General features: G+C 71.2%; 15 protein-coding genes. 6 read left to right on the top strand and 9 right to left on the bottom strand.

Annotated features, from left to right (window positions below):
- Positions 1-19 precede the first annotated feature (19 nt).
- Both HCK04_RS36205 and HCK04_RS36200 read right to left on the bottom strand, forming a co-directional pair.
- Positions 20-1633, bottom strand: a complete 1614-nt coding sequence (locus HCK04_RS36205; RefSeq protein ID WP_142651855.1) for a class I adenylate-forming enzyme family protein — start codon at positions 1631-1633, stop codon at positions 20-22.
- Complete coding sequence (locus tag HCK04_RS36200; protein WP_142651854.1) at positions 1630-3441, bottom strand: CoA transferase; 1812 nt, start codon at positions 3439-3441, stop codon at positions 1630-1632. Before HCK04_RS36200 ends, HCK04_RS36205 begins: the two co-directional genes overlap by 4 nt.
- Before the next feature lie 137 nt (positions 3442-3578).
- Here HCK04_RS36200 and HCK04_RS36195 point away from each other — a divergent pair, with 137 nt between their 5' ends.
- Positions 3579-4880 carry an acyl-CoA dehydrogenase family protein gene (locus HCK04_RS36195; RefSeq protein WP_142651853.1) on the top strand — a complete coding sequence of 434 codons (1302 nt, stop codon included), beginning with the start codon at positions 3579-3581 and terminating at the stop codon, positions 4878-4880.
- Between the two features lie 63 nt (positions 4881-4943).
- On the opposite strand, the gene HCK04_RS36190 is transcribed toward HCK04_RS36195, so the two are convergent.
- The 5 genes from HCK04_RS36190 to HCK04_RS36170 all read right to left on the bottom strand — a co-directional run bounded on the left by HCK04_RS36190 (position 4944) and on the right by HCK04_RS36170 (position 8788).
- A complete protein-coding gene (locus HCK04_RS36190; protein WP_142651852.1) occupies positions 4944-5660 on the bottom strand; it encodes a thioredoxin domain-containing protein in 717 nt (238 codons plus the stop codon).
- Between the two features lie 40 nt (positions 5661-5700).
- Complete coding sequence (locus HCK04_RS36185) at positions 5701-6921, bottom strand: Dyp-type peroxidase (protein ID WP_142651851.1); 1221 nt, start codon at positions 6919-6921, stop codon at positions 5701-5703.
- Positions 6918-7406 (bottom strand): copper chaperone PCu(A)C, encoded by a 489-nt coding sequence (locus HCK04_RS36180; RefSeq protein WP_142651850.1) that lies wholly within the window; start codon positions 7404-7406, stop codon positions 6918-6920. The genes HCK04_RS36185 and HCK04_RS36180 overlap by 4 nt, the downstream gene beginning before the upstream one ends.
- Entirely contained in the window at positions 7403-8083 is a 681-nt protein-coding gene (locus tag HCK04_RS36175) for an SCO family protein (protein ID WP_168066543.1), read from the bottom strand. The genes HCK04_RS36180 and HCK04_RS36175 overlap by 4 nt, the downstream gene beginning before the upstream one ends.
- 186 nt (positions 8084-8269) lie before the next feature.
- On the bottom strand, positions 8270-8788 hold the full coding sequence (locus HCK04_RS36170; protein ID WP_142651848.1) for a hypothetical protein: 519 nt from the start codon (positions 8786-8788) through the stop codon (positions 8270-8272).
- A gap of 337 nt (positions 8789-9125) precedes the next feature.
- Here HCK04_RS36170 and HCK04_RS36165 point away from each other — a divergent pair, with 337 nt between their 5' ends.
- From HCK04_RS36165 to HCK04_RS36155, 3 genes are read left to right on the top strand one after another with little or no spacing between them, the layout of a single operon-like run.
- Positions 9126-10025 carry a copper resistance protein CopC gene (locus HCK04_RS36165; protein WP_142651847.1) on the top strand — a complete coding sequence of 300 codons (900 nt, stop codon included), beginning with the start codon at positions 9126-9128 and terminating at the stop codon, positions 10023-10025.
- A 31-nt stretch (positions 10026-10056) separates the two neighbouring features.
- Positions 10057-10509 carry a hypothetical protein gene (locus HCK04_RS36160; protein ID WP_142651846.1) on the top strand — a complete coding sequence of 151 codons (453 nt, stop codon included), beginning with the start codon at positions 10057-10059 and terminating at the stop codon, positions 10507-10509.
- A gap of 9 nt (positions 10510-10518) precedes the next feature.
- Positions 10519-11835, top strand: a complete 1317-nt coding sequence (locus HCK04_RS36155; protein ID WP_142651845.1) for a hypothetical protein — start codon at positions 10519-10521, stop codon at positions 11833-11835.
- Between the two features lie 280 nt (positions 11836-12115).
- On the opposite strand, the gene HCK04_RS36150 is transcribed toward HCK04_RS36155, so the two are convergent.
- Positions 12116-12289, bottom strand: a complete 174-nt coding sequence (locus HCK04_RS36150; protein WP_168066541.1) for a hypothetical protein — start codon at positions 12287-12289, stop codon at positions 12116-12118.
- Between the two features lie 32 nt (positions 12290-12321).
- Positions 12322-12882 carry a flavoprotein gene (locus HCK04_RS36145; protein WP_142651844.1) on the bottom strand — a complete coding sequence of 187 codons (561 nt, stop codon included), beginning with the start codon at positions 12880-12882 and terminating at the stop codon, positions 12322-12324.
- A 111-nt stretch (positions 12883-12993) separates the two neighbouring features.
- Between HCK04_RS36145 and HCK04_RS36140 the strand changes: the two genes are divergently transcribed.
- On the top strand, positions 12994-14244 hold the full coding sequence (locus HCK04_RS36140; RefSeq protein WP_142651843.1) for a helix-turn-helix domain-containing protein: 1251 nt from the start codon (positions 12994-12996) through the stop codon (positions 14242-14244).
- A gap of 58 nt (positions 14245-14302) precedes the next feature.
- Complete coding sequence (locus HCK04_RS36135) at positions 14303-14596, top strand: hypothetical protein (protein WP_142651842.1); 294 nt, start codon at positions 14303-14305, stop codon at positions 14594-14596.
- The last annotated feature ends 134 nt before the right edge of the window (positions 14597-14730 follow it).

Below are 14730 nucleotides of genomic sequence, written 5' to 3'. Positions count from 1 at the left end.
CTCCGGCCCCAGCAGTCGCTCAGCCTGATGTCAGCAAGCGATCGCGCAGCGCCCGCCGGTCGGGCTTGCCGGCGGGGTTGAGCGGGATTGACTCCACGACGAGCAGCGACTCGGGGTGCTTGCGCTTGTCGAGGCCATGCGCGGCGAGATGCGCGCACAGGCCGGGGAGGTCGACGGTCATACCGGGCCGCGCGACGAGGCACACGGCGAGCCGCTCACCGAACACCGGGTCGGGCACCCCCAGGCAGACCGCTTCGGCCACACCGGGATGAGTGGCCACGGCTCGCTCGACCTCGGCGGGACTGATGTTGAGTCCTCCTCGGATGACGATCTGCTTCAGCCTGCCCACCAGACGCAGACGCCCGTGCTCGTCGATCAGTCCCAGATCGCCCGTACGCACCCAGCCCTCGGCGGTTCGGTAGCGCTGGTTCAATTCGGGCGCCCCGACGTAGCACATGGGAGTCATCGGGCCACGGGCGATGATCTCTCCCACCGGGTCGTCGTTCTCGAGCGGGTCGATGCGGATGTCGGTGACCCGCGGATCCGGTGAGCCGACGACGGTGCCGGGCCCCGCGGCCGGCGGCTCCGGCCGCAGGCCGCCGTGGCAGTTCACCCCGTCGGCCGAGCCGTACAGGTTGACCACGGGACAGCCGAACCGCTCACGGGCCGCCGCGGCGGTCGGGGCGTCCAGGTCGGCGCCGCCGAGGACCAGCGCGGTCATCGGCGGCATCGGTTCCGGCACCGGTCCGGTGAGCATCTTGCGGACCATGGTCGGTACGGCCAGCACGTGCGTGGGCCGGTGGTCGCGGATCGCGGCAAGGGCGTGCTCGGGGGTGAAGTGGTCGAGCAGCACCAGCGTGCCGCCGTGCCTGGCCAGGGTGACGGCGGTGCCGTTGCTGCCGAAGGCGGAGGCCAGCGGGACCAGGAACAGGCACCGCGGAGGGCAGCCGTCCTCGATCAGGGTGGCGAGGAAGTTGCCGCGCCCGCCGGCCAGCGCGTTGTGCGAATAGGCGATCATCTTGGGATCGGCCTCGGAGCCGGAGGAGACGAGGATGCGGGCGGCCTCGTCGGGATCGGGCCGGGCCGGGACGAACCCCGGGTCGTACCCGGCCGTCAACTCGGCCCACGGCACGCTGCCCGCGGGCGCTTCGCCCGGTCCCACGGCGACGACGAACCGCAACGCGGGCAGCCGCTCCGCCGCCGCCACCAGATCGGCCGCATGGCGGACGCCCCGATGCTCCGAGGCGGCGATGACGGCCCTCGCCCCGGAGCGGCCGAGCAGCGAGACCGCTTCGGAGGCGCCCCTGCCGACGGGGAAGGGGAGCGCCACGGCGCCCAGGGCGGCCAGCGCCAGGTCGGCGATCACGGCGTCCGCGCCGTTGGGCAACTGGACTCCGACGACGTCGCCCTCGCACACGCCGAGCGCCCGCAGGCCCGCCGCCGCGGAGCGAGTGAGGATGTCGAGTTCGGCATAGCTCAGGTGTCCCGCCGCGTCGACGACCGCGATCCGGCCGGGATCGGCGACACGGTGCGCCCGGAACAGCGCGTACAGGTCGAGATCGGGGTAGGTGCCCTCGGCGGCCCACTCCCGGCGCAGCGTGGCCGGGACGAGGTCGATCAGCTGAGCGGTCATGAGAACCTCCAGGGGGTCGGCACGATGAGAGCCCCGTGCGCGTCACGGGTGAGGGCCGCGGCGAAGCGCGGATCGCCGGTCATGGCGTCGAGCGCGGCTGTCACCGCCGTGACGCGAACGCCCTCGGCTCGAAGGAAGCGGACCGCCTCCGCCGTGGTGATCTCGCCCTGGTCGCTCAGCCGGCCGCGGGGACCGGTGAGCTCCTGCGCCCGGGTGACGTCGTCGTCGGCGACGGCGACCCAGCCGTCGGCGGTGCGCAGGGGCCGCCGGAATCTCTCCGGGGCTCGGGGCTGTTCACCTCGGGCGGCCCGGAGTAGCGCGGGCCCGGTGAGCATCTCCGCCGCGCCCAGCAGCGAGGAGTCCACCCGTACGCCCCGCCGCTCCCGTTCGCGCAGCAGGAGCCCGGCCAGCACGGCCTCGGCCCCGATGAGGCCGCCGAAGACGTCGAGCAGCGTCATCAGCGACGGGGCCGGGGCCTCGCCCGACGGCCGCACGGCCTCGGCGAGGCCCGAGCGTGCCTGGACCATGAAATCGGTGCCCAGCGGCGCGTCGGGCAGCCGTCCCGCCCAGCCGCTCGTGTACGCGTACACGAGCCGGGGGTTGACGGCCGACAGATCGCCGTCGTCGAGGCCGAGGCGCTCGGCGGTGCCGGGAGCCCAGTTGTGCAGAAATACGTCGGCGCCCGCGACGAGGTCGAGCAGTTCGGCACGCCCCGCCGCCGACTTGATGTCGATCTCGACGGCCCCCTTGCCCCGGTTGAGCGCCAGCCAGCGCGCCGACAGTCCGCCGCAGGTCGGCGGCATGCCCCTGAGCGGGTCGCCACCGGGCGGCTCGATCCTGATGACATCGGCTCCGAGCATGCGCAGAACGCAGGTCGCCAACGGGGCCTGGATGCGCCGGCCGGCCTCCACGACCGTGAATCCGGCGAGCGGCCGGGCGATGTCGGCGGAGGCCGGCCTGCCGGCCGCACCCGCCGTGGCGCCCGGTCCCAGAAGGGACAGCAGCCAGGGCGCGTCCGCGCGCGAATCGGTCAGGCGGTCGACGAGCCGGGTGAGCACGCACAGCGACACGCCTGACCGATCCGCGGCGGCCCGTACGTTATCCCAGGTGTGCGCCCGCGCCCGCGCGTGCAACTCGGGCGGCAGAGGACAGCACGCGGTGGCGTACCGGAACTGGAAGGACCGCCAGGCAGAGCCCGCGAGGCGCTCGGTCGTCCCGAGGCGCTGCCAGAACGTCACCCACACCCGTGAGTCCAGCGTCTCGACCTCGAAGACGACGCCGTCAGAGGTGGTGAACGGCGGACCGCCCGGGGCGAGCGGCACCGCCTCGTCCTCCTCGGCCGCCGCGCAGGCCAGATACTGGGCCACGGCGAGCAGCCCGGCGAGGTCCACGGCGGTGCGCACGCTCTGGACGGCCAGGCCGCGATACCGGCCGATCAGGCCCGCCAGCAGCCCTTGCGACGCCAGGACTCCGGCGGCCATGGACAAGTAGTCGACCGCGAGCCCGCGGGGTGTGCCGTCCCGGCGGCCGTGCACGTGCGCCACCCCGGTGGCGGCCTGCGCGGTGGCCTCGTCGGTCACCTCCTCCGCCGGCGTGACGCCGGCCCAGGCGATCTCCGCGCTGAGGCTTCCGTCCACGCCGGTGAGCGTCACGACCCCATCGCTCCCGGTCGGTGTTCCTTCGAGGTCATGTGCTCCCAGAAGGCGGAGCTGGCGCGCGATCGTCGAGGTGAGCGAGGGCGGGCCGCCCGTACGCACCACGGCGTCGGTGAGCGGGAGGGCCGATCGAATCGTCTCGGGATGTGCCATGACTCTCCTTCCCCGCGGTGAGGCCCCGCGAGCCGTGCATGCCGCGTGTGGAACTCGTCGGCGTCTTTCGGCGACGTGTCCCGTGGAGGAGTCGTACGGATATTTCGCCGAGTTCCCGGAATGTCTGGAAGGTTGCAATGTCGGACTTTGAATGGGGCGAACCGGCCTGCCCGCCGCATGTCCGCCCACTGCGCGAGCGAGTGAGCGCGTTCGTCCGCGATCGGATCGTCCCGCACGAGGACACGTTCGACGCCGGTGGCAGGCGCGCTCGGGAACTGACCGAGCGGCTCACCCGGCAGGCTCGGACCGAGGGCCTGTGGGGGCTGGCGCTCCCGCGCGACCTGGGCGGGGCAGGACTGTCCCTGCTGGAGTACGCGCACGTCGCCGAGGCGGAGGGCGCCAGCGACCACGGCCCCGCCGTGCTCGGTGGATCGGCGCTGCTCGACCTGGTGACCCTGGCCGGGCACGACGCGTACCGCGAGCAGGTCGCCGATGGGCGGTTGTCGCTGTGCAACGCGATGACCGAGCCGGGCACCCCCGGATCCGACCCGGCCCTCACCACGACACGCGCGACTCGGGAGCCCGACGGCTCCTGGACGTTACGCGGCAGCAAGTGGTTCGTCAGCGGCGTTGCCGCTGCCAGCCTCGCCGCCGTGCTCGCCCGTACGGCCGGCGCGCCGCCCGGCAAGAACGGACTGTCGGTGCTGCTCGTCCCCACGTCCTCGCCGGGATTCCGGGTGGTGCGCGAGTTGCCCGTCCTCGGTGCGGGTGGTCAGTGGGAGATCGCCCTGGACGGCGTGCGCGTGCCGGCCGACCACCTCGTCGGTGAGGAGGGCGAGGGCCTGCGCGTGGTGGCGCGGCGCGTACGGCTCGGCCGTCTGCTTCGGTGCCTACGCTGGCTGGGCCAGGCCGAACGCGCCTTCACCCTCATGTGTGGGCGAGCCTGTGACCGGCGGACCTCCACGGGACGGCTGGCCGATCACCAGCTCGTCCAGAAGCTCGTCTTCGACGCGCTGCTCGCCATCAGGACGACCCGGCCGCTCGTCTTCGAGGCCGTCGCCCGTCTGGATGCGGGGCTGGACGCGAGAACAGAGACGGGCCTGGCGAAGGTCGCGGCCGCCCGCATGTTGCGGCAGGTGACCGACGCGGCCATCCAGGTCCACGGTGCGGAAGGACTGGGTCCCGACACCGCGCTGCCCCGGCTGTTCCGCACCGGCCGGACGGCCGGCATCCTCGACGGGCCCGATGAGCTGCACATCACGGCGACGGCCCGACGGGTGCTCCGCGAAAGCCCCGGAAGGTGCGGCGGGTCAGCGGAAGCGGCGCGGCCGGAGGCTGTCGCCAATGAGCGTCAGGCCGGAGGCGTCGACAACGGCGTCAGTACCGGTGCCCATCGCGAATGCGCGGAACCGCCTGAACCGGCGCGGCGGCGTCGTTGACACCGGCCCCGGCCGTGGCGTCCGTCTTCTCGCTGGGGAACGGCCGGGGTTGGCACGCGTCTCTTACTTGGTCGCGTTCTCCAGCGTGCCGCGCAGGCCGCTGGAGGTGAGGACCTGGTCGTCGGGCAGCTTCCTGCCGTCGAGCAGGACCGTGGGAGTGCCCTGGACACCGGAGGAGAAGGCCGCCTGGGTGTACTGCTGGACTTGGGCGGCATGCCTCTGGGATTCCATGCAGGACAGCACGGCCGAGTCGGTGATTCCGGCGTCGTCGGCGAACTTCTTCAAGTCGTCGACCGTGAGGGCGACCCGCTCGTCCGGCTGTTTGGCGAACAGTTCGTCGTGGAAGGCCGTCCAGGAGTCGCCGGGTACGCACCGCGCGGCGGCGGCGGCCCGCAGGGACCCCTGCGGATTGACGAAGGCGATCGGATGGTAGACGACCTTGATCTTGCCTTCCGCGGCGAACTGCTTGATCTGTGCGCCGTTGATGTGCTCGAACTCCTTACAGATCGGGCACTGGAAGTCCTCGTAGATGTCCAGCACCGGCTTCGTCGTCCCGGATCGGGCCATGACGACCGTCCCGTCCTCCTGAACGCTGACGGGGGCGAGGTCGCCGGCGTACGACGTGGGTTTCGTGCGGTTCATCTGCACGAGGATGGTGGCCACGGCGGCGACGAGCACCACCAGGCAGACGGACACGAGCACCAGTCTCCGGCGTCGCTTCTCCCTCTGCGCCTGCCGGATCCGCTCCTGACGCAGCCGCTCGCGCTTCGATGTGCTCATGCATCTCTCCTGATCTTCGAGATTCGGTCGTGCGGCGCGGTCACAGAGCCTCCAGCAGGCTCTGGCCGAGGTAGCCGTGGGAACTCGTCCCGGGTGGGACGGCGAACAGCGCGCTGGTCTCGTGCACGATGAACCGGCTGAGTTCGTCGGCCAGCGCCAGGCGCTGCTGGATCCGGGTGAATCCGTCCCTGGGGTCGCGCTGGAAGGCGAGGAACAGCAGCCCGGCGTCCGGCGCGCCGTCGGGCCGTAAGCCGTCGAAATAGGAGAACCCCTTCCGGAGGATCGTCGCCCCGCCGTTCGACGCGGGGGCGGCCTGCCGCACGTGGGCGCCGGGGCCGATGGCCAGCCCGCCGCCGGGGATCTGCTTGCCGAGGTCGAACGGGGTGAACTCGGTGCCGCCGGACAGCGGGGCCCCGGTGTCCTTGCGCCGCCCGACGATCTGCTCCTGCCGTTCGCGTGACAGGGTGTCCCACGCGTCGAGCAGCATCCGGATGCGCCGGAACACCAGATAGCTGCCTCCGCGCATCCACCCCGGATCGGTGGCGAAGATGTGCGTGTCGAACCCCGGCTCGCCCACTTTCGGGTTGCCCGTTCCGTCGAGCTGGCCCATGAGGTTGCGGGGGGTGGCTCCCTTGGCCACGGTGACTCCGTCGACCGCGTTGAAACCGCTCATCTGCCATCGCACGGCCGCCGTTCCGCGTGCCGTACGGCTCAGCGCCCGCAGGGCGTGGGCGACGACGACCGCGTCGTCGGCGGTCAGCAGCACGCCGATGTCGCCGTCGCCGCGCCCCGGGTCCAACTGGTCGCGAGGGAAGGGCGGGATCGCGGCGAGTTCGGCGGGAACGGCCATCGTCAACTTGCGCAACAGCGAGGCGCCGAAACCCACGGTGATCGTCAGAGAGGACGGCCCGTGACCCAGCGCCATGGCGTCGTCTCCCGGCACGGGCTCGCCCGCCGTCAGCAGCCGGGCGTCACGTGTCCATGTGCGCAGCAGAGCTTCCAACTGGCGGGCCGTGACGCCGGGGGCCAGGTCGAAGGCGGCGAACCACCCGTGTGCGGCGGCCGGGGCCAGGACGCCGGCCTGGTGGGCGCCGTCGAACGGAATGCGCCGTCCGCCCACCTCCTCGGCACGCTCCCCTCGCAAGACCGAGGCCGCGGCGTCGCCGCCCACCGCTCCCGCGACGGCCGCGACGCCGGCCGCCGAGGTCGCCGCCAGCACGCCGCGCCGGGTGAACCGGCGCGGTGCGCCCGCGGCGCTCATGGATTCGGAGCCGGGGGACGGTAGCCCACCGGCATAACGGGAGCGGTCACCGTGATCTGGCCGAGCTTGGCGAAGCTCAGCATGAGTGTCACGTGGTCGCCCTGCTTCAGAGCCCGCGCCGGCGACTCGATCATGATGTGGTAGCGGCCGGGGCTGAAAGCGACGGTGCCGTGTGCGGGTACGGTCACCGAGTGGAGCATCGTCATGGTGGTGCCGGTGTTCTCGTGCATCATCGACATGTCGGAGACGTCGGTGTGGACGCCGGTGAGCACGGCGGGGACGTTGCCGGAGTTGGTGACGGTGAAGTAGGCGGCGGCCACGTCCGGGGAGGCCGGTTGCGGAACGTACGCCCCTGTCACGCGCAGATCGGAAATCTTCATAGGCCCGGCGTGGCCGGTCGACACCCAGGCGATCGCGGCCACGACGGCGGCCACGACGATACCCGCGACGATCAGAGGCGTGCGGGTTCTCGCGAGAGCGGTCATGACGCCGCTCCTTGGCCGCCGGCACCCGGTGTGGAGCTTCCCAGCGTGACTCGCCCGAGCAGCTTGCGCAGGTCGGCCACGTAATCGGCGGACGATGTGCCCGAGCTGAAGATCAGGCGGCCTCGGTGGGTGCCGTCGAAGGCGATGATCTGGGCGCCGTGCGTCACCTCGTATGTGCCCTTCTTGGTCGCCGGCGGCTCCAGCGCGATCCCCACCGACTTGGCCGCGGACCGGATCGTCGCGTAGTCGCCGGTGAGCCCGACGAAGGAGGAATCGAAGGACGCGAGCCACGACTTGACGACCCCTGGGGTGTCCCGGTCGGGGTCGGTGGTGATGAAGACGACGGAGATCTTGTCGCGCTCGGGTCCGGTCAGATCTCTCAGGGCTGCGGCGAGGTCGGCCAGGGTGGTCGGGCAGATGTCCGGGCAGTGGGTGTAGCCGAAGTACACGAGCGTGAGCCGGCCCGCTGTGTCTCGCCGCAGGTCGAACGGCTTGCCGGAGGTGTCGGTCAGCGTCACGTCGGGCTCGGGAAGCGGCTGCTCCAGCCAGGTTCCGTGGAACTCGCGCGCGGGGCCGAGCAACCGTACGGGCGCTGCGGCGGTGTCCGCCGATCCCGCGCAGCCGGCGAGCACTCCGGTCAGGAGCAGCAGGGCGAGCCCGGCCGCCGATCGTCGCACAGCGGACCTTCGCCGGGGCGCCGCCGAAGTAATTGGTGGATGGGTCAAGGTCGTTCCTCGTTCTCGGGCAGGCTGACGGCACGCCTGACCAGGACGATGCCGAGGACGACCACAGGCGGCCCGGGGCCGTGGACGGCCCGGTGCTTCAGACGACGCGGTGCCTTGCCCGGACGAGATCCGGCGCGGTCAGGCGGGATGAAGGGAGATACGCCGTCGCCTCGGGGGCCCCCGACGGACCACGGTGTGCCGGAGCGCGGTCGTGGCCGAAAGATCGTCTTCGTCGTGCGACACGGGCGCCGCGCCCGGGTGGGTGGGGATCGCCACAGGCCCGATAAGAGCGAGAACGCGGCAGAGGTGGGCTGAGACGGCGAACGCCAGCGAACGCAGGGCCCGCCAGAGCGCGCGTTCACCCACCGACAGCCAGAAGGCGACCAACGCGCCCGCCACCGCGTGCGCGGCGAACATCGCCGGGACAGACATCCCGTGATGTGCGGGGATCGCGCCGTGCGCGAGGGCCACCGAGGCCGTGTGCCCCGGCATCATGGTGTGTGCGCCGACGCTGTAGGTTCCGTCCGCCGGGGTCGTCCAGGTGAACCACGCGTGTAGGTAGAGCTGGACCGCCTCCACCGCCGCCAGAAGCCAGCGGGTCGACCGCTCGTGACCGGCCAGCCGGTAGCCGATCATCGTGACCAGGCCTAATGCCATGCCTACCGACCATGCCGGCACCGGCCGCGGGGCCATCAGATCATGACCTACCTGGGACAGGCCAACGCACACCAGGGCGAAAACCCCGGCACGCATCAGCCGAAACCATCCAGGCGGGCGCCGCACGACCTCCACCTCTGCTCTACGCCGCGTAGAGCAGCAGTCTACAGGCGGACCCGCGCGGCAGCGCTAACGGCAACATATCTACTTCTGTTGTCAGCGATCCAAGTTGTGTTCTTTTGTGGTGAAAGTCGGTAATCTCGTCGCTGTCGGTCTTATCGGTCCGAGCCGAATCTCCCTATTCAGGGGCCGTATTTCGTGGAGAGCAGAAGTGACCATGGCGCGCTGGTTGGGCCGGTTGCTTCTGCTGATCATCGTCGGTGTGCTGGCGATGGCCGCCTTGGCGGCGCCTGCTTCCGCCCACGGCCAGCTCGCGATGTCGACACCGGTCAAGGACAGTACGGTGCGCGAGCCGATGGAGTCCCTCGCGCTCTACTTCACCGAGGCGCCCGCTCCGAACGCGTACTTCGCGGTCACCGCTCCCAGCGGTGCCCGGGTCGACCGGCCCTGGACGCACGGTGGACCCAAGCGCCTCGACAAGCCGGTCCAGGAGTATCACCTGGTGAACGGCTTCTGGGAACCGAGCGTGTACAACACCGGATACCCGGCGCAGATCCCGGTCGCCTACTGGCCGGAGCGGGGCGAGTACGTCGTCCGGTATCTGTCGATCGCCTCGGACGGGGAGCCGGTGCAGGGTGAGCTGCGGTTCACCTACAAGGGCCCGACCTCGGGACCGCCGAAGGGCTGGCAGGCCCCGGACGACGAGCCCGACCCCAGCCTGCTCGCCTCGGCCGAGCCAGGAAGCGGCGCCCAGCCCCCGGCGCCGCAGAGTGGGGGCAGCCCGGCGGCGATGGGCCCCGCGGCGCCACAGGCTGGCGCCGGCGCGGCCGCGGTTCCCGAAACCGGTGGCAGTCAGGGCGCCGTGCCCGAAACCGGCACGGCCGGCACCGCCGCGAGGGCAGCGCAGCCGGGCGACTCCGGCAGCGGGTTGTCGGTATGGCTGGTGCCCGCGGTCCTGGTCGTCGGAGCGGGCGTCCTGGTGGTGCGGGCAGCGCGGAGACCTGCGCCCGTCACCCCGGCGCCCGGGCGGCCTTCCGGCCGCCCACAGGCGAAGAAACCCGCACGCGCGGCGTCGTCGCGCACCCCAGAGCGTTCCAAATCCACCAGGCGACGCTGACGCGCCACCACCCCTTCAGGAGAACCCCCCCATGATGATCGTCCCTGCCCGCCTGCGCCCGCTGCTCGCCGCGCTCCCGCTCGGCGTGGTCCTGCTGATGGCCACGTCTGCCTGCGGCGGGTCGGATGCCGCCGCCCCCGCCCAGTCGGCCGCCCCGGCATCCGCCGAATCGGCTCCCGCGGCCCCTGCGGAGTCAGCAGCCGCCGCCCCCGCCGATTCGGCCGTGAAGGAGATCACGGTCACCATCGCCGGTCGGAAGGTCACCCCGCCGCCGGGACGGATCGAGGTGACCAAGGGCCAGACGGTGCGGATCACGGTCACCGGCGACGCCGCCGACGAGGCGCATCTGCACGGGTACGACAAGGAGGCCGAGCTTCAGCCCGGCACCCCGGCGAGCATCGAGTTCGTCGCCGATCAGACCGGTCTGTTCGAGATGGAAACCCACGGCTCGGGACTGCAGCTGTTCCAGCTCGTCGTGCGTTAGGCCGCCGGGATGCTGCTGGCTCACGGCGTCGGGGGCCGTCAGGACCTGCCGATCCCGTTCTCGGCCGCGCTGACCGGCGCGGCCCTCGCGTTGCTGGTGTCGTTCGTAGCGCTCGGCGCGCTGTGGAAACAACCGCGCCTGGACGCCGCCCTCACCGCTGCCCGCTCGGTGCCCGCCGCCATCCAGACGGCGGTGACCTCGCCGGCCTGGCGGTGGGGCTGGCGGATCGCCGGGCTCGTCGTCGCGGCGTACTTCTGCATCGGGCTGATCTTCGGGCCCGATCGGGCCGACAACCCCACGGCGGGGGCGTTCTACGTCCTGTTCTGGGTCGGCCTGGTGCCGCTGTCGGTGCTGTTCGGCCCGGTGTGGCGCGGCCTGAGCCCGCTGCGGACGCTGCACCTGCTGGCCTGCAGGGGACTCGGACGCGACCCCGAACTCGGCCTGCGGCCACTGCCCGTTCGCGTCGGATACTGGCCCGCCTGCGCCGGTCTGTTCGCCTTCGTCTGGCTGGAACTCGTCGCCCCCGAACGGGCCACCCTGCCGGTCATCGGCGCCTGGCTCGCGGCCTACGCCGTGCTCATGCTCGCCGGAGCCGTCGTCTTCGGCTCCCGGTGGTTCGACCACGCCGATCCGTTCGAGGTCTACAGCGACCTCGTGGGCAGGCTCGCCCCGTCGGCGAGACGCGGCGACGGCGCCGTGGTCTGGCGTAACTCCCTCGACGGCATGGCCGGGCTGCGACCGGCGCCGGGGCTGACGACGCTGGTGGTCGTGCTCCTGGGCTCCACCATGTACGACAGCCTGTCCAACGCCCCGGTGTGGGTGCGCTTCGTTCAGGAGAGCGCGGTGCCGGCCCCGGTCACGGGCACCGCGGGCCTGGTGGCCGTCATCGCTGTGGTGCTCGCGGCGTACCGGGCCGCGACCGCGCTCGCCGGCCGATGGGGCGCGGCCGATCCCGGCATGACGGCGGGCGAGATCGCTCATTCGATCGTGCCGATAGCCGTCGGATACGTCGTCGCCCACTACTACACCCTGTTCCTGCTGGAGGGGCAGCGGACCATCGCCCTGCTGTCCGATCCGCTGGACACCGGCGCGGACTGGCTCGGCACCGCCGGGTGGACCATCCAGGCGTTCGGCACCACTCCGGCCGGGGTCGCCACCCTCCAGGTCACGGTCATCGTCATCGGCCACGTGCTGGGCACCGTCCTGGCGCACGACCGCGCGCTGGCCCTGTTTCCCCGCCGGACCGCCGTGCTCGGGCAGATTCCCCTGCTCGTGCTGATGGTGGTCTACACCGTCGTGGGGCTGCTTCTCCTGTTCGCCGCCTGAGGCGCGAAGGGAGCCCGTGACGAACCGCGAGAGCCGGGCCCGCTACTACAGGCCCCAGGCTCCGTAGTCACACCCTGTCCGCACCTCAGGTCGTGCATGAGGGAGACGGCACCGCTCACCAGGCGATTCGCTCGGGGAGCGGGACGATGAGCAGGCCGCTGGGAGCCGACCTGCCCGCCTTACCGGGCGTGTGAGCGATGCCCGGCCTCCCCCTGATGCCCGGGTATCGGGGGGCTATCACCGCAACTTGCGAGTGCGCGGCTTTCGGCTGCTGTCCCCGTCATGCCGGTGGTTGTGGTGGGCGGCGTTGCAGGGTGAACCGGGAGGCCATGAAGCGCCACATGAGGTACAGCGTGGCGAGCACCGCGATGAGCCCGCCGACCGGGTAGACGGGGAAGCGGACCACGGTGGCCTGCAGGGCGTGTGGCGAAAGGCCTTCGCGTGTGACGGCCACCGTGATGTGGAGAGCGGGGCAGTGAAACCGCTTCAGCTGGATGAAGAATCGAAGCCTTCGCGTATGGCGTGCAGTGCTTCGTAAAGATCGTCCCAGGGAAAGAAGACCGCTCCTGGGGCGCCTGAGTTGGGGGCGGGGAGACGGTCCCAATCGAGGATTATCCGTACGCCCCATTCCTCGAGCCGGGCCACGCTGCTGGGGAAGGCGGGATGCCTCGCGAGCGCATGGTTGGGCCAGGGGACGGCGACGATCGGCAGGCCGAGCCCGAGGGCTTCGTTCAGCAGGCCCAGTGCCAAGGTGTCGCTGATGCCCTGGGCCCACTTGTTGGTGGTGTTGAAGGTCGCCGGGACGACCGCCATGGCGTCCGCCGGGGGCAGCACGTCCGGCTCCTCGGGCCGCTTGTAGTCGTGCCGTACGGGATAGCCGGTGAGCTTGCTGAGCCGCTCGGCGTCGGTGAACTTCGTGGCTGACGGCGTCGCGATGATGCAGACCGTCCAGCCGTCCGCCGCAAGGCGCTCGACGAAGGCGGGAAGCTCACCCGCCGGCCGGCCTCCGCACGCGATCACATACAGAACCGGCTTGCTTTCTGCCATATCCCGCCGTTCCCCATTCCTCTGCGATCACCATCGGTTACTATCCGCTGACCCACGGACACGGTTACCGTGGTCGAGGCGAACACTACGTCCCCAACGTGAGGTCGTGCCATGGCGACTGAGCACGTGGAAAGTGGAGAGCTGGACCGGCGCATCGGCAGGCGCGTCCGAGTGCTTCGGTTGCGCCGAGGCCTTGGATTGCGCGCGTGTGCGGAGTTGTGCGGACGGACGGAGGAGTGGCTGCGTCAGGTCGAGCGCGGCGAGCAGCGCCTGGACAAGCTCTCCACCCTCGTCGCCCTGGCGAACGTGCTCGGCGTACGAGATCTGAGCCTCATCGTCGAAGACCGGCTTCAGGGCATGACGTGCACCGTCACCGAGGGCGGCAGGATCCGGCACGAGGCCGTCCCAGCCATTCGGCAGGTGCTGTCCACGCCGCTCTATCCGTCGCAACCCGTGAAAGACCTGCCCGCCGAGAGCGAGAAGCTGCGGCGTCGGCTGGCCGTCGCTTGGTCGGCCTGGCACGGGTCGGCTCGGCCCTACACCGCTTTGGGCGCGGTGGCACCCGGCCTGCTACAAGACGCGCTGAACCTGCACCGAGCGGCCGCGCCCAGCATGCGGCGCAGCACCTGGGCGCTTCTCGCCGAGACCTTCCAGCTCGCGCAGCGTTTCCTCTACTGCGTCGGGGAGGCCGAGCTGGCGGCCCGCGCCGCCGACCGCGCGATGGTCGCCGCTGAGGAGACCGATGATCCGCAACTGATCGCGATCTCCGCCTGGACCTCCACGATGGCCGCACTCGGGCGCGGTCAGACTGACGAGGCCTTCGAGGTGGCGTCGACCGCGGCGACCTACTTGGAGCCGAGGTCGAGCTCCTCACAGGCCGTGCTGTCGGCGTGGGGTTCCTTGCACCTGTTCGCCGCCATCGCCTGCGCGAAGAACCACCGCGGCGCCGACGCCTGGCGGCACTGGGACCGCGCTCACAGGGCCGCCTCCGCTCTCGGTCCTGCTCACCACAACCCTCTGACGATGTTCGGCCAGGCCAACGTCGCCATTTATGGCGTCGCGATCGAGGTGGAGACAGGGCGTTCCAGCGCGGCGATCGACCGGGCCAAGGCCATCACCGTATCCGCCATCCCTTCGACGAATCGGCGGGCGCAGCACCTCCTCGACCTGGCGCGAGGGCACATGCGGCAGCGGGATTTCGACGCAGCCCTCACCTGCCTTCGGATGTCGGAGACACAGTCGACGGAGACCGTCGTCTTCAACCCGCTCGCACGTCAGACCATCGGCGAGATGATCGAGGCGAGGCGCCGTCCTCCGGCTCTGTTGCTGGACCTCGCGACAAGAGCCCGCGTCATCGCCTGAATGCCACCCCCAACCGCTGGTTGGGTTTGCCCACGTGAGCCGGCCGTACGGTCGCGCCATGAGTACGCAGCTTGCCGATCCGGCGGTGGTCCGCGACGCGCTCCAGTCGCTCGCCGCCGCACTCGAAGGCCGGGGCTTCGCCGCGCGGCTCCGCAGCGGTGAGGGGTCTTCGCTCCACCTGTTCGTGATGAACCCTGAGGCTCCCGTCCTCACGGAACACATCATGATCGTGCCGGATGCGGAGGGGGAGTGGAGCTTCTGGTTCCCCTGGCCCGAACGGATCGCTCTCGTCACGAACGTCACCGAGGCCGCAGACCGCATCGAGCGTGTGCTGGCCGAGGTAGACCGTTAGCCGGAGTGCGCCCGTATGGTCTCGCACGGTGCACCTCGCGGCGTTCCCAAGGACGCGCAGCTTCCCGCGCCGTTCCACGGTGTCCACGTCGCGCCACCGCAGACAGGCTGCGAAAGGCTCGTGTGGAGGAAACC

Origin of the sequence: Microbispora sp. CL1-1 (assembly GCF_012034195.1) — a bacterium.
GTDB lineage: Bacteria > Actinomycetota > Actinomycetes > Streptosporangiales > Streptosporangiaceae > Microbispora.
The sequence above is the reverse complement of the archived record's forward strand: the minus strand, read 5'-3'. Positions and strand labels throughout refer to the sequence as shown.

What these genes read in the sequence shown, in the direction of transcription:
- HCK04_RS36205 (WP_142651855.1), bottom strand. Translation starts at nt 1,633, where the DNA reads ATGACCGCTCAGCTGATCGACCTCGTCCCGGCCACGCTGCGCCGGGAG.
- HCK04_RS36200 (WP_142651854.1), bottom strand. Translation starts at nt 3,441, where the DNA reads ATGGCACATCCCGAGACGATTCGATCGGCCCTCCCGCTCACCGACGCC.
- HCK04_RS36195 (WP_142651853.1), top strand. Translation starts at nt 3,579, where the DNA reads ATGTCGGACTTTGAATGGGGCGAACCGGCCTGCCCGCCGCATGTCCGC.
- HCK04_RS36190 (WP_142651852.1), bottom strand. Translation starts at nt 5,660, where the DNA reads ATGAGCACATCGAAGCGCGAGCGGCTGCGTCAGGAGCGGATCCGGCAG.
- HCK04_RS36185 (WP_142651851.1), bottom strand. Translation starts at nt 6,921, where the DNA reads ATGAGCGCCGCGGGCGCACCGCGCCGGTTCACCCGGCGCGGCGTGCTG.
- HCK04_RS36180 (WP_142651850.1), bottom strand. Translation starts at nt 7,406, where the DNA reads ATGACCGCTCTCGCGAGAACCCGCACGCCTCTGATCGTCGCGGGTATC.
- HCK04_RS36170 (WP_142651848.1), bottom strand. Translation starts at nt 8,788, where the DNA reads ATGGCATTAGGCCTGGTCACGATGATCGGCTACCGGCTGGCCGGTCAC.
- HCK04_RS36165 (WP_142651847.1), top strand. Translation starts at nt 9,126, where the DNA reads ATGGCGCGCTGGTTGGGCCGGTTGCTTCTGCTGATCATCGTCGGTGTG.
- HCK04_RS36160 (WP_142651846.1), top strand. Translation starts at nt 10,057, where the DNA reads ATGATGATCGTCCCTGCCCGCCTGCGCCCGCTGCTCGCCGCGCTCCCG.
- HCK04_RS36155 (WP_142651845.1), top strand. Translation starts at nt 10,519, where the DNA reads ATGCTGCTGGCTCACGGCGTCGGGGGCCGTCAGGACCTGCCGATCCCG.
- HCK04_RS36145 (WP_142651844.1), bottom strand. Translation starts at nt 12,882, where the DNA reads ATGGCAGAAAGCAAGCCGGTTCTGTATGTGATCGCGTGCGGAGGCCGG.
- HCK04_RS36140 (WP_142651843.1), top strand. Translation starts at nt 12,994, where the DNA reads ATGGCGACTGAGCACGTGGAAAGTGGAGAGCTGGACCGGCGCATCGGC.
- HCK04_RS36135 (WP_142651842.1), top strand. Translation starts at nt 14,303, where the DNA reads ATGAGTACGCAGCTTGCCGATCCGGCGGTGGTCCGCGACGCGCTCCAG.